Here is a 14,496-nt window from a genome sequence, read left to right on the forward strand (position 1 = left end):
GTAGCTCCCGTCACCCGGCCGGGAGGAAGACGCGGAGCTCGCCGGGCATGCGTCCCGGCCCCCACGCCCGCAGGTCCCCCTGCGGGGAGAGATCCACCGTCCCGTTCGAGGCGATCACCGCCCGGCCCGTGGCGTCGGCCAGCTCCTGGGGGAACGTCTCGTCCGCCAGGTCGCTCCCGGCGAGCAGGATCGCGTCGTCGGGGCCCAGCCCGGGAACGGCCAGCAGCAGCGCGGCGAGCGTGCCCGGCTCGATGTGGTCGCGGCGGATCAGGGCCACGTCGCCGCTGAAGCGGCCCTCCACCACGAACGCTCCGGCGACGGGCCGTACCGGGGTGGAGGGGGAGAGGGGCATGCCCTCGCTGTGCAGCCGCACCCCGGCCGCAGTCCGCTGTACGGACTTCATGAGAGGCGCGATCGCGGGATCGAGCGCCGGCGGCGCGACCGGGATCGTGGTGGGCCCGGCGGACGACTGGACCAGGAAGTAGTGCTGCTCGCCGTCGGCGGTGGTCTGCACGGCGAGCACCCTGAACCGGGCGTCCGACCTGAACGCGGCGTGGTTCTGCTTCAGCGACATCTCCGAGGCGGCCGCGTAGTCGCTGGCCAGAACCGTCAGCCGCACGCTGTACGGCCGGTCGCCCAGGATCCCGCCGTCCTCGACGCCCTCGACCACCTCGCCGAAGGACAACTCCGACCCAGGTCCGGTACCGGGCGGGATCAGGCCCGCCGGCACCCGCGCGGACACGTGGCCCGCCCGCACCGGGAGGCCGGCGAGGTCGTCGTCGGTGAGGGGGGCGGGGGGCGCCGGCTGGGCGACCGGGGCCGGTGCCTTGGGTGAGCCGGCGGCTCGCGGCAGGAACACCGGAGCGTCGGCGAGGACCCCCTTCAGCTCGTCCAGCGTGTCCAGCAAGCTGTTGAGCTCGTATTCGAGGTCGGCGAACATGAACTCCATGCGCAGCCCGTCCAACCGGGACCTGACCTGGTCGATGTCGTCGGAGAGCAGCATCGAGCCGCCGTCGAGGAACGTGCGCAGGAACGGGTTGACGGCCAGCGCCTGCTCGGCGGCCGTCCCGTGGGCGAGCAGGACGTAGAGCGCGCGGGCGGCGAGCATCCCCTTCTCCGCCTCACCGGCCGGCGGTTCACCGAGCCGGTGCTCGTAGACGACGGTCGGGCCGGCGCGGTAGTAACCGGGCTCGGCGTCCCTGGCGGCGTGCCGGAGGTCGAGCAGCGCCTCGTACTCGTCGGCCTCCTCGGCGGTGTCGAACACGTGACGCAGGGCCCACCGGCCGTCGTTGAAGATCACGAGGTCGGCGGTGAGGGAGAACGCGGGCGCGTTCATCGTCTCCCTGATCCCCGTGGCCGCGCTCGTGCGCAGCAGGTCGCTCCCTACCGAGCGGTGGACGACGCCGTTCTTGTCCTGGTGCACTGTGGGCCCGGCCAGCCCCAGCGCCCGCCGTACCAACGCCTCCAGCACGGCCCTGGGCGCGTGCTTGGACGCGAGCCTGAGCGCCTCCGAGCCGTCGCGGAACGTGACGACCCGCCCCTGGGGATGCGGCCGGCCGGAGACGCTGCCACGGGCGACGTTCTCCGCGAGCCGCGTCGGGTCCTCGGCCGGAGCCGGGGCGCTGGACACCAGTTCGCGCCGCCCGCTGTCCACCCAGGCCAGCTCCTCCAGGTCGGCGAAGCGCAGCGGCCGGTCCGGACCGGCGTCCAGCACGCTGTCCGTGCCGATCGCGTTGGCCGCGATCTCCTCGTGCCTGGCCAGGACCTCGTCGAAGACGATCAGCTCGGCCGGCTGCGTGAAGCGGCGACCGGCGCTCTGGAGGATCTCCCCGAGCCGCGCGACGTCGGAGGGCGACAACGGGTTGGACCGCCAGCGGCCGTCCCGGTGGAAGAGCCGGGCCAGGCCGTCCCCCGGCTCTTCGCAACCCTCGAACGGCGCGTGGAGCGGGACCAGCGACCCGTCCTCGGCGACGACGAGCCGGTTGTCCCGGTTCTGGATGCCGAGCAGCGCGTCGAAATAGCCGATCAGCACGGCCTGCGGTGTGGTCGGCAGCCCCTGCGAGGTGGGCGGCAGGCCCTCGACCCACGGCACCAGGATGTGGCGGTCACCGGCCGGCGAGGAGGAGGGGAGATTCACCCCGAGCAGCCTGCCGAGCTCGGTCACCCGAAGGTGCAGGTCCCTCTGGCCGGTCGAGGGGAACTCCAGGAGCATCGCGGACGAGCCGTCCGTCAGCGTGACCTGGAAGGCACCGTCACCGACGGGCAGGGGATCGCCCACGATGCCCATGGCCTCGAACTCGCTGGGCGGCGGCCCCCAGTTGATCAGGCCGTCGATGCTGCCCTCCTGCGGGCGCGTCCCGGTGCGCGCGGCGAGATCGTCCTCAACGGCCGTGATCTCCTTGAGCAGTTCGAGCTGGGCATCGGTGTCCCCGGCCGCGTACGCCTCCTGGAGTTTGCGCCGCAGGTAGCGCAGCTCGTTGCCGCGCGCGGTGACGCACTCGTCGCGCGTCCCCTCAGTCGATCCGGTGTGGGTGTGACCGTGTCCCTCGGCCAGGCGCTGCAGGACGTCGCTGATCTCGTGCAGGATGAGCCTGGCCACCTGCCCCTTCGCGACCCGGGGCGCGAGGGTCATCACGTAGTGGCCCTTCCGTTCGGGGTCGGCCTTGGTACGGCCGAGGTACCCGTCCGGTACGGGCTTCACCCGGACCTCGAAGGTGAGGGTGCCGAAGGAGTCGGACTCCACCGTGATCGTGTCGCCGCCCCTCCAGCTGAGCAACCACAGGTCGTCGGTGCCGAAATCGGTGAATTGGAGGTCCGTGAACGCCTCCCTGGCCTCGTCGACGGTGAGGTCGTCCTCGCCCTCCGGACGGCCGTCGGCGACGAACAGGGAGTCGGGGAGCGGGACGGCGGTGGTGTAGCCGTCGTCTCCCGCACGGTCCTGCGTGTCGTCGGGTTTGGTCTTCACCGGCCAGCCCGGCGCGGGGGCCGTGGACGGCAGGACGGCGCGTCTGCGCAGCTCGTGCCGTAGCGACTTGGCCAGGGGCGTGTCGAGGGCCGTCGCGTCGTGCAGGGCGCGCAGGTCGATCCCGTGCTGCTCGGCGAGCGCGACCAGGGCCGTCGGGATGCCGGAGAAGCGCCGTCCGAAGCCTCCGTCCGCCCCCTGGGCCCGCAGCCGGCCGTCGGGCGTGGCGAGGTAGGTCAGGGTCGAGCCGTCCGGAAGGTGGACGGTGACCCACAGCTCCCCGCCGAGCGCGCGGGCGGCGAGTTGCGCCTGCCTGAGCTGCCCGTACGGCGGCCGGGAAAGGTCGGCGTCGAGATGGACGACGGGTTCCGGCAGGGCTGCGAGCGCGGCGGCGAGCTGCCGCGCGTCGAGGCCGCCCTCCAGCATCGCGGTCAGGGACCGTGGCGGGCCCGGCACGCCGGGCGGCTCCGGCTGCGCCGGGAGCGGCGGCGGGTCCTCGGCCTGCTGCATGATCGCCGCGAGCACGTCGTCGGAGACGAGCACGTCGGCCTCGCCCGTCGCGACGCGCCGCATCCCGCCCCCGTCGTCAGGGGCGGCGCCGGAGTCCGGCGTGACCTCGAAGCGCACGGTGTAGTCGACGCGGAAGCGAACGGCGCTGCCGCTCTCGCCCTTCTCGAAGACGCTGGTCTCGTCCCGGTTCCCGCCGCTGACCGACGAGCCGTCGCTGGACTGGTCCCGGACGCCTGCGGTCACGCCGAACCAGTCCGTGAGGCTCATCGTGAGCCGGCTCAGCAAGTCGGAGATGAACGACCCGTCGTTCTCGCTGGAGGAGCCGGAGAGCGAGAGCGGGCGCAGCCTGGTGTCGCTCGCGTCGGCCTTGGTGGTCCACTGGCGTCGGTCGACCTGGCCGATCTCCAGGCCCGCGAGACCCGCGGCGATCGTCGCGGGCTCGGACAGAACCGCTCCGACATGGATCGCCACCTCCTTGCCGTGCAGCCCCGGCACCTTGAGCACCATGTGCCCGTCCTTGGCCAGCATGTACGGGAAGCTGACGTTCCTGGAGCTGCCCGACAGAAGCCGGGCGAGCTTCCTGGAGTCCTCCCGGGAGAGCTTCACGCTGTGCTCGGCTTCGAGCTGCCGCTCGACGGCCCTGGCGAGCCCGTCCGCCCGCGTGCTTTCGGGGGTGAAGCTCACGGGCACGGGAAGGGGCCGCGGGTCCGGGACGGCGACCGGCGCCGGCACCTCTCCCTTGCCCGCGGTCATGCCGGGCGGGATGAGCCGGTCGATGGTGCCGGACAACCGGGTGCGGGCAGGCCGCACGTTCCGGGAGGGCCGCCGCACCTTGATGGAGAGCGTGATGCCCTGCCGCACCTCGGCCCTGGCTCCGTCGAACGACGCCGCCCGCCGCAGCTGGGTCTGCTGCGAGTTGCTCGCGCCCGTGCCGCTGCGCCCCCAGTCGGTGGTCCCCGTGAGCGACGTCTCGCCTGCCGCTCCCTTGGAGCTGGGGGACCCGGTCAGCGACGACGATTCCGAGATGTTCTCCTCGGACATCGTGTAGAGCTGGAGGATCTGCCCGTAGTCGAAGACCTCGCCCCGGTACTGCACGTCGTCACCCAGCTCGGCCCGTACGACGATCTCCAGCGGCTCGGTGTCCCCGTCGATCTGGACGGTGTACTCGCCGCCTGGGTGGTCCGGGTCGAGCATGTCGTCGATCTTCCCGAGCCACGTCTCGCCGGAGAAGTCGGCCGTCAGCGCCCGCCACAGCAGGGTGTCCTCGGCGAGCGCGCCCGGGGCCACCTTCTCCACCGCGGCCATGATCTCGGCCAGCAGCTCCACCTCGGTGTCCGGTTCGCCGGTCGGGTGGAGGCTCACCCCCTTGACCGTGCTCATGCCGACGGCGTGCTGGTAGGTCGGCGCGAGCTGGGCGGACACCTCGCCGTTCGCCAGCCGCGCGGCGGCGGCCAACAGGCTCGTCAGGATCTGAGTATGGAGCTCCGGCCTGCTCAGCATGCGGTCGATGGTGTCGCCGGCCGGCTCGCCCGGACGTTCCTCGGGGATGCCGGGCGGCATGAACTCGGCCAGCCGGTCGGCGTCGAACAGCTCAAGGAGCGCGGCGAGCGCCCGGCCGACGCTGTGGCCCGAGGTGAGCGGGATGCCGGGCAGGGTGGTCAGGCCCGCGACACCCGACGGGTGGTTCTCCCTGGCCGCCTCGAGCTCCTCGAGGTATCGGGCCATGAACGGGATCGCGACCCGGCGCCCGAGCTCCAGGTCGCCGTTCATCAGGCGTTCGGCCGCGTCGGCCAGCTGGTGCAGCGGCAGGCGCACCTCCCCGCTGACGTACAGTTCGAGCGCGTCGCGTTCGGCCAGCAGGTAGACGACGGTCCCGTCGTGGAGCCGGCTCTCCCGCGCGCCCGCGGTCAGCTGGGGGGTGACGTTCATCGCGAACACGTACTGCTTGCCCGTGTCGATGCCCAGGCGTTCGGGCCCCGAGATCGCCTTCTGCTCCTCGGTGGTCGTGCCTCCCCAGGAGACGGCGGCCCCTCCGCTGCCGGGCTCCACCTTCCAGGAGAGCGGCACGCCCAGGCCGCCCGTCACCTCGCGCGGCTTGGACGTCCGCTGGACGCCGTTGTGGGCGGCGAGCGTGAGGTTGATGTCACCGACCACCATGTCGGTGACGGACAGGAAACGGGACTCCCCCGGCTCCAGGCGCAGCGTGACCGGCTCGTGCCGCGTCCCCTCCGTCGTCCGGGTGTCCACCCCCGTACGGTGACCGCTGGAGAGTGCCTTGTCGCCTCTGGGCTTGCCGCGTACGTCGGGGAACACCTCGCCGTGGCTGATCAGGGCGCGTACGTTGAAGAACGCCGCCAAATGCTGGAACTGCGGCGAGTCGCGGTGGAGCGACGTGTCGAGCGCGTTCGCGGCGGCCGTCGCCACGTCGCCCACGTCCAGATGGGCGACCGTGGCCCGCCGGAGCACCGCGGACCCGGTGCGGAACCGCGGGCCCTCCGGGCGCGGGTGCCCGTCCTGCGCCCGCGCGAAGGGCAGCAGGTCGGCGGGGAGCACGATCCGCGCCTGGCCCGCCTGGCCCTTGACCACCGGCTGGCTGAGGTTCGGGCCGATCATCCGGTCCACCTGGATCGTGTGCGGGACGCGGAAGACCGCGCTCAGCCCGTTGCCCTCGACGAGCTTCACCTGGTTGACGGTGCTGCTCGTCCCGGACTCGCTGGTGTTGGCCAGGCCGAGGCCGACGGAGCCGCTGGCATTGCCGACGTCGAGGCCGGGGTCGTCCTGGAACCCGGCCCCCAACCGGACTCCCCCTTTTCTGGAGCTGTCCCTGGTGAGGGCAGAGGAGTGGGTGTCGGAGCCGATGTCCAGGTTCGTCATCCGTTCGGCGCTCGTCACCCCCTCGTAGTCGACGGCGCCGAAGTCCTGCCTCAGCGTGATGCGCAGGGTGTAGTGCTCGGCGGCGAGGCCCTGCCGGTGATGGACGAGGTTGATGAACAGGCCCTCCTGGGCCGCCTGGTCGTAGCCCGTCTCCAGGCGTTCGGCGGAGAACTGTTCGGCGACGAGCTGCTCGTTGGCCATCTGGCCCGCCCTGACCCAGGGGATGCGGGAGTAGACGGGCACGCCATCGACGAGCTTGGGCAGCACGCCCCTTCCGCGCAGGTACTCCTCGACCTGGGCGCGGACCTCGTTCATGCCGGTGACCTGCTGGACCAGGGCGGGACCCGCGCCCCGGGTGTGGTCCGGAGGGGGGCCGAGCCAGGTGGGCAGCCTGCCCTCCCTGCCGGGCGGGTTCATCTTGACCGGGTCGTCCCTGAGGACGACGTTCCCGTCCGCGTCGCGTGCGACCTCCGCGGCGGGGTCGACCGGCAGGCCGTAGCGGTAGGCCGCCGATTCGGCCATGCGGAACAGCCCGGTGCCGCCTTCGGTGAGCCGGATCGGCGGGTGGCCGTCCACCTGGATCGTCACCGTGTGCGTCATGCCGAGCAGGAAGCCGGCGGTGTGGCCCACCGACTTGTGCACGCCCGCGCGCATGCTGACCGTGGTGACGCCGGCCGAGGCCGAGGACGCCTGGCCCCAGTCGAAATACGGGACGATCTGCGGCGTGAACTGCTCGTCCTCGTCGATCCCGATCGGGTGGTCCGCGTCCGGGTCCTTGGGATTGAGGTTGGCGCCCACGCCGCCCCCCAAGCCGTGGTGCTTGTTGCTGGAGCGTTGCCGGCCAGCGTGCGAGGACGCGTTGCGCAGCGCTTCCTGAGGATGCTCGAAGCTGGTGCCGCCGACGGGCAGGGCACCGGGGAGCACGGTGGTGCGCACCGTCACCACGGCACGGGCCACGCCGTCCACCGTGATGGTACGACGCAGCCCCGACGGATCGTTGACGGCCTGGCCCAGATAGCTGGGCAGGTCCTCGGTGATCGTGGTGAGGATCTGCTGGCGGGCGACGGGACTGAGGTCGAGCCCGTCGATCTGCTCGGCCGCCCGGTCCGCCAGCTGGCCCAGCCCGGTCATGGCGGTGACGACATGTTCGGGGAAGGGGATGCGCTGCCGCTCGTTCTCCGGAAGCTGGAGGGGGTTCGCGGGTGAGTCGAGGAGATAGGTGTGCGGGATCCAGAGGCTCTGACGCTGCTTGGTGTCCCCGGCAGGCATCGTGTCGCCGACCGGCGGCCCGGATGACGTGCGGACTTCCACCTCCCAGCTCGCCTTCGCCGCGAACTGGGAGGATTTGCCGCGGTAGTCCTCGACGTTGCCGCCCTGCCAGTTCTCCTGCGAGGAGGTGGAGACGGCGTGCGCGTCGCCCCAGCCGAAGTGGGCGCGCACCACGGCGTACATGAGGATCTGCCGGACGTGCTCAGCCGGTAGCCTCCTCAGCCATCTGAGCAGCTGCACCAGGTCCTTGTTGAAGTCGAACCCACTGGTCCTGCGGTCGGTGCGGCTCGACTGGCCGCCGCCCTGCCGCATGCGGCCGAGAATCGTCTCGGAGGAGCGGCGGAGCGGCTTCGCCACCTCCTCCAGGTCGGTCAGCTTCAGGCGGATCCGCACCGTCGCGCCCGCCGCGTTCAGACGCAGGATCATGCCGTCCGGCGAGACCGCGGCACGGAACGCCTGGTAAATCTGGCGTTCCAGCTCCTCCTCGGTGAAGCGCGCGGCCACGCCCTGACGGGCGAGCAGATCGTTGACCAGCTTGGTCAGCTTGGTCAGCTCGGCGACGGGGCCCGCCGGGAAGACGCCCAGCAGGGCGAGCGGCGACGGCAGGGTCGCCTCCCGCGCCGCCTCGTACGCAGTCCACCGGCTCTCCAAATCCGCCAACGCCGACTCAACCCGTCCGGCGGTGGGGGATTCCGTGCCGCTCGTCTCGATCAGGGCGGTCAGCGCGGCGTCGACGGCTTCGAGGGCGTGCGCGGCGGCCTCAGCGGCGGCTTTGTACCGGCGTGCCACGCCGGCATGGAAGTCGGCGGTGGCCGACGCCGACCTGGCGTCCTGCTCGGCCTTGCGCCTGCGCTCGGCCGCGCCGTCGTCCCTGGCCACACGCGTGCGCCTGGCCCCGGCGTGGTCGGGGCGGGTCGCATTCCGCCGCGCGGTCCGGGCGTCCTGCTCGGCGTCCCATGCCGCGCGGCGGTGCCGCCGGGCGAGCGCGAGGGCGTGCTCCCTGGCGGCCTCGATCGCCCGCGCCCGGTCCTGGACGTGCCTCCAGAGCCGCCTCACTTCGGTGTTCGGCCGGCCGTCCGTCCCGGGCGGTGCGGGCGACGCGGGAGAGGGCGCCTCCGCCCGCAGCTCGGCGAGCATCGCCCGGTACCTCGCCAGCGCCTCGGCCGCCGCCTCGATACGGGCGCTCAGCAGAGTGTGGTCGACCGCGTTCCCCTCGTCCAGCAGGACACGGAGCTCCCGTTGGGCCTCGCGGGCCTCGATCGCCAGCGCCTCGGCGCGCTCGTGCCGAGCGCCGAGCGCGCCGAGGTCGGCCGCCTCGGCCCGCCATGCGCGCGCGGCCTCCACCTTCTTGCCGGCCAGGGCGTTCGCCGCCTGCTCGTACGCCCTGCTCGTCGCCTGCTCGTAGGCCCGTACCACGTCACGCTGGGCCTTGACGGCCTCGCCCGCCGCCTCCACGGCCTCATCGGCGGCCGAGCGCAGCGCCGCGACCGTGGCCTGGCGTTCCGCCACGCTCCCGCGCAGGGCGGTGTGCAGCGCGTCGATGTCCCTGGCGGCACGCGCGCTCTCCGCCTCCTCCTGCACGGCGACCTGGCGGTAGTGCTGCTCGTAGCTGCTCGCGAGCCTGAGCAGCTGCGAGACGAGCGCGGGCGGCGGGGTGAGCAGGTAGCGGCGATCCTGCTCCATCCGGTCGAAGAGCAACTGGTACGACTCGGCGGCACGCAGGGCCGAGTCCGCCGCCGCGTTCCTGTCCGCCGCCGTCGCGGGGGAGCGCCGCGCCGCCGCGGTGAGCTCGCCGGCCGCGGCGCGCAGCGCGCGGACGTGCCCGCGGAGCACGTCTTCCTCTGGCAGGGCGGCGTCGGGCAGTGCGGGGACCAGGGCGAGGGTGTTCACCTCCGCCTCGAAGTGCTGCTGGAGCAGGCGGGCCCGGTGCAGCGCCGTGCCGAATTCGGTGATCCGCGTCTCGGAGCTGCCCGCCAGGTGCACCAGCGCCCGGGCGTCCTCGTACGCGGCCCTCGCCTCGGAGACCGCCTCCAGTAGCTTGTTCCCGCGCCCGGCCGTCGTGACCATCGCCTGGAGCTGCAGGTCCGCCTCGATGCGCAGGAGCCGGTCGATCTGCGCGGTCAGCGCCAGGTCGAGATCGAGTACGGCGTACTCGATCGCCCGGCCCTGCTCGTTCATCCTGGCCACGAGGCCGGTGATCGACGGCGTGGCGGGTGCCGGAGCCGGTTGCTGGGCCGAGGAGGACGGCGGCCACATGCCACGAGCCTGAAGAAAGTCGCGTACGACGGCGCGCTCGGCCATGAGCACGTCCCGCTGTGTCCCGGTCACCGCGCCGATCCGGCGGGTCAGGAACACCTCCTCACGTACGCGCGCCGCCAGGCACTCGTCCCGGCCGTTCGGCCGGCTGATCAGGCGGCGGAGCAGGTTCTGGCGAGGGTGGGCGCGGGCGTGCAGCGTGTCGGCGATCTCGTGCAGCACCAGCCTGGCCACCTGGCCGGGGGCCACGCCGGGAGCGAGCCGGCCTTTGTTGACGTTGCCTGCGTACGCCACGGTACGCCCGAGCCGTCTACGGGAGACGTGGCCCACCTCGAAGACGAACGTCTGGTCGGGGCGGTCGCTGAACTCGACCACCAGTGTGCCGGGCCCGGTCCAGCGCAGGGCGGTGACGTTCTCGCCGATGTCCGACGCGCGCACCTCGGCCTGGAACGCCGCCCGCGCCTCCTCCACCGTGAGGGGCGGCACGCCGCTCTCGCGGCCGTTGGCGACGAAGGACTCCCCGAGGGGACGGCCGCCCACGACCGCGTGCGAGCTCTTGACCAGCCGAGCCGCCCCGATCAGCCGGGAAACCAGCGTCCGCGCCCGCTCACCGGTGACCGCCTGCTGGACCACCGGCACGGGCGCCGCCTGCTGCGGGGCAGGACCCTGCTGTCCCGTCATGGGGGATCCGGCCGCCTGCGACGCCATGCCGGTGATCACGGTCTCGGACGTCCTCGCGGTCTCCGGCGTGGTGGACGATTCCGCCGCGTTCACGGAATCCGGCGTGCTCACGAGGTCGAGGTTCTGGGGGGCGGCGGTGTGGTCGGGGGCCGCAGCGGTGGGGGCCTGCGGGGTGGCGTCGGACTCGACCGGCGCGCTGGTCGAGTCCGACGCGTTCGCCGCTCCCGGGTCGCCGGTCGGGTCAGGAGCGCCGGCCGGGTCCGGGGTGGTCGGCTGGGAGTCGGGGGCGCCGGTCTTCTCGACGGTGGCGGGGGTGTCCTGGGCAACGGCCGAGGGCTGGTCGGGCGCAGGGTCCTGTACAGCCGGCCGCTGGTCCTGAGCCTGGCTCTGGTCCTGGTCCTGAGGCTGGCTCTGGGGCTGGGGCTGGGGCTCGGGCTGGGCCTGGGGGGCCTGCTGGGCTTTCGTGTGGTGGGACGGTTGCGATTTGAGCGTCTGGGGCGCGTCGGGGACGGCGAGGTCGGGCGTCTGTGCGCCCCGGCCTCCTCGTGCCCCGTAGTTCTGCGGCACCATCGGGGTCGCGCCGGAGTCGGACGGGCTGGCTTGGGGACCGGCCGTGGACGAGAGGTCACCGAGAGAAGGACCCGCCGTGGCGGCGGACCCGTTCTGCTGGGCCGCCATCGCCTCGTTGAACACGTTGCTCAGCGAGGTCACGGGGGTGACGGCCGCGTGCAGGACCTCCAGATTGGTCGGGCTGAGGGTGTTCGTACGCCCCGCGCCGCCGAGGAAGCCGCCGTAGAAGCCTTCCGCGCCCGGCAGCGCGAACTGGTCGTAGACGGCGTAGTTGGCGACGATGCTGCCGGCGGGCGAGGCGACCATGTTGTTCAGGCCGGTGTTCAGCGCGCGTCCGGGGAAACGCAGGAAGGCGTTGCCGACGCCGCGGTTGTCGCCCGCCATCCGGTTCAGCCGTGAGATGCCGGGCAGGTCGTTGGCGAAGCGCGACATCGGATCGCCGAGCCTGGTGCCCGCGATCGCGCCGGCGCCCGCGCCGATCGCCGCCGCCTTGACCTTCTTCCAGTCCAGCGAGTCGCGGGTGCCCATCTTGATCTGCTGGTACTGGGTGGTGAGGTCGATCAGGAGCTCTTCGGAGATCTCCTCGAACAGCTCGTACGCCAGCGCCTTGTTGAAGAACGACCCCGCGCCGGCTCCGGCGAGCTTGCTGACCTGGCCGCTCGCGGTGACCGCGCCCGACCTCGACGCCACCAGCGCCAGGCGCTGCATGATCATGGCGATCCTGGTGCCTCCGGCGGTGCCGACACTGCGCAGGATCAGGCTGGCGAGCGGGAAGAAGCCCGCGGCGATCAGGGCGATGAACGCGGCGATCACCGCGATCCAGAAGGCGACGTTGATCGAGAGCTTGGTGTACTGCGTCTCGCGGGCGAAGTTGTCGACCATCTTCGCGTAGGAGAAGGACTCCTGGGCCTTGGCGACCACGCCGGCCTTGTCGTCGTAGAGCTTGGCGAGGCGCTTGAAGATGGCGGGCTTGGCGGGTGACTGGAGGCTGCCGTTGAGGGTCTGCACCGTGGCGGCGGTCGGATCGAGGGTGCTGATGAGCAGGTTCATCAGCTTGACGTACTCGACGCGTAACTCCCAGAGCTTGCTCTCGCTTCCCTCGGGCCAGCTCTGGCCCGCCGTGAGCAACGGGATCAGGTGGTGGACCACCCAGCCGGGCAACGCCTCGGTCTGCCAGACGGGCTCCACGTCCTTGGTGGCGATCCCGCCGTCGAACGCGCCGGTGCCGCCGGCCGGCTTCCGCGCCTCGTCGGTGGCAGTGGTGACGTCGCCCTTGCCCGCCATCATGCCTTTCGGTGGGCGTTCGACAGGCCCAGGTCGATCGCCTGCTCGGTGGTGAGGGTGTTGGAGACCGTCGCGCGCAGCAGCGGCCCGGAGCCGGAGATCTCCTTGATCAGATCATCGGTGTCGCGCAGGAATCTCTCAGGGCCCCCGCCCGCCAGGTACTGCCTGCTGAAGGACACGCCGTCCGGCCCGTCGCCCTGGGGACGGGCGGCGTTCAACGCCCGGATCCGCGCCGCGATGGCGGGCCAGGCGGTGCCGAGGTCGGTCGCCATGGCGTCCCACTGATTCAGGCTGTGGCTGATCGGTTCGCGGATGTGCACGTCCGCCCGGTCGTCGGTGCTCATCGGCGGCGTCTTTCTCCCGGCAGCGGGCCGGAGAGCTGATCGAGCACGGTCTCCAGGTCGCCCTCCAGATGGGCGCGTAACTGCTCGGGCGGCACCACGGGCTCGAAGAGGTCGACCAGCTCCTCCAGCGCTTTGGCGGTGGCCCGCCGGATGGTGTCGGTGATCGCGTCGGCCAGCCCCCTGGCGTTGGGCCGACGGTACAGCCGGGGGTCGAGATCGAGCCTGATCAGCTCGCCGCGGACGCTCACCGTGGCCGAGACGAGCCCGTCAGCGGATCTCTCCGTGACCCGGATCGCCTGGGCGCGGGCGTTGAGCTCGCTCGCGTCGCGCTGCATGCGCATGAAGGTCTCGCGTAACTCGTCGGCGTAGGCCTGGAGTCCTACTATGTCAGCGTCTTCGGTCAAGGCCCCACCCCCTAACTGGGGTGAATATAACAACAACATCATCTGGCTCGAAAGAGATCATCAAGGATGTTGTTCACCGGGCGCCCCGATCATCACAGCCTGCTCGCCGAGCGCTGAGACCTCCTCCCGCCGCACCCAGGCGCGGTACACGCCGCGCTCGATCCGTTCCAGGCCGAGCCCGGCCGCGTGCGGCGCGTTCCCGCCGGTGTACTCGACGAGCAGCTCCGCCTCCCGTTCCGCGTGCACCAGGAAGGGGGCGCCGCGCCACTCGCAGACGGTCGTCACGTGCCAGACGGCCGCGCAGCCGGCCGCGGGAACCGCGCGTACGAACCGGCCGGGCGCCACCTCCTCGAAACCGTCCGCTGGGGCCGGGGCGTACAGGCGCATGAACAGCCGGCCGTCGACGAGGTCCGGCGAAGCCTCGTAGTCCGTCCCGTCCCAGCGGGCGCGGTACGACTCCCCGTTCACCGGTCCGCCACCATCAGCCAGCGGCCCAGGTCGGCGTCGTACCTCGCCTGGACGCGCTCCTCGCCGTCGGACCCCAGCTCCACGATCTCGGCGCCGTGCGGCAGGCCGACGCCGTCGATCTTGTACTCCCTGATGGTCTCGGCGGCGTTCGGCACCAGGCCCATGCCGGCGAACGGCGGCTCCTCGATCACCCAGCCGGCCATCGCCGTCCGGCCCCGCTCGTCGACGCCGCCGTACGGGGTGCGGTAGAGCTCCACCCCGACGGCCGGCCAGCGCAACAGGTTGACCGCACCCTCCGCGGTCAGCGCGTCCTCCTGGAGCAGCGCGTCGGCGAGCACCGAAGGGGTCGCGATGTGCTCGACGTCGAGCGCGTGGTGGCAGTAGCCGGACACGCGCGGCCGTTCGTTGTCCAGCAACTCCTGGATCTGCGCCACCTGCAGCAGCTTCTGCACGATCGGGACGCCGTGGCCGGGCTCGGCCACCAGGTCCTGCTCCAGCGTGGGCACCGCCAGCCGCGCGACCGTGCCCGACTCCAGCAGGAACGCCGGTTCGAGCCCCGGGTTGACCGCCAGCCCCCAGCGCGGGTCGGGCCAGCCGGCCGCCAGCTCGACCAGCGACAACACCCGGAAATGCCGGGCCGCGCCGCCCGTGGCCTCCCGCATCGCCTCCTCGGAGGTGAACACGGTCACCCAGACCCGGTCGGCCCCCGCGTACGTCGGCCAGGCCACGGCCTCCTCGCCCCGGGCGGCGGCGTCGCTGACCGGGCAGGCGAAGTCGGCGTGGCGCAGCAGCGCGAGGCAGGTGGTGAGATCGTGCCGCCCGTGCGCCTCCTGGAGCCGCTCCTCGAACGCGGTCGGTGCCTGCATGGCGACAC

General features: G+C 72.3%; 5 protein-coding genes. All 5 read right to left on the reverse strand.

The window, feature by feature from the left end; all coding sequences use genetic code 11:
* Nucleotides 1-10 precede the first annotated feature (10 nt).
* From AB0J46_RS37645 to AB0J46_RS37665, 5 genes are read right to left on the reverse strand one after another with little or no spacing between them, the layout of a single operon-like run.
* Entirely contained in the window at nucleotides 11-12,409 is a 12,399-nt protein-coding gene (locus tag AB0J46_RS37645) for a hypothetical protein (protein ID WP_364339095.1), read from the reverse strand.
* Complete coding sequence (locus tag AB0J46_RS37650; RefSeq protein WP_364339097.1) at nucleotides 12,406-12,750, reverse strand: hypothetical protein; 345 nt, start codon at nucleotides 12,748-12,750, stop codon at nucleotides 12,406-12,408. The genes AB0J46_RS37645 and AB0J46_RS37650 overlap by 4 nt, the downstream gene beginning before the upstream one ends.
* A complete protein-coding gene (locus AB0J46_RS37655) occupies nucleotides 12,747-13,154 on the reverse strand; it encodes a YbaB/EbfC family nucleoid-associated protein (protein ID WP_364339099.1) in 408 nt (135 codons plus the stop codon). The genes AB0J46_RS37650 and AB0J46_RS37655 overlap by 4 nt, the downstream gene beginning before the upstream one ends.
* A gap of 60 nt (nucleotides 13,155-13,214) precedes the next feature.
* Nucleotides 13,215-13,622 carry a hypothetical protein gene (locus AB0J46_RS37660; RefSeq protein ID WP_364339101.1) on the reverse strand — a complete coding sequence of 136 codons (408 nt, stop codon included), beginning with the start codon at nucleotides 13,620-13,622 and terminating at the stop codon, nucleotides 13,215-13,217.
* On the reverse strand, nucleotides 13,619-14,488 hold the full coding sequence (locus tag AB0J46_RS37665) for an SseB family protein (protein WP_364339104.1): 870 nt from the start codon (nucleotides 14,486-14,488) through the stop codon (nucleotides 13,619-13,621). The genes AB0J46_RS37660 and AB0J46_RS37665 overlap by 4 nt, the downstream gene beginning before the upstream one ends.
* Nucleotides 14,489-14,496 lie beyond the last annotated feature (8 nt).

It is taken from the genome of Nonomuraea sp. NPDC049758, assembly GCF_040674635.1.
GTDB lineage: Bacteria > Actinomycetota > Actinomycetes > Streptosporangiales > Streptosporangiaceae > Nonomuraea.

Excerpts from the sequence above, each read along its gene's own strand:
- AB0J46_RS37665 (WP_364339104.1), bottom strand. The coding sequence starts at position 14,488 with ATGCAGGCACCGACCGCGTTCGAGGAGCGGCTCCAGGAGGCGCACGGG.
- AB0J46_RS37650 (WP_364339097.1), bottom strand. The coding sequence starts at position 12,750 with ATGAGCACCGACGACCGGGCGGACGTGCACATCCGCGAACCGATCAGC.
- AB0J46_RS37645 (WP_364339095.1), bottom strand. The coding sequence starts at position 12,409 with ATGATGGCGGGCAAGGGCGACGTCACCACTGCCACCGACGAGGCGCGG.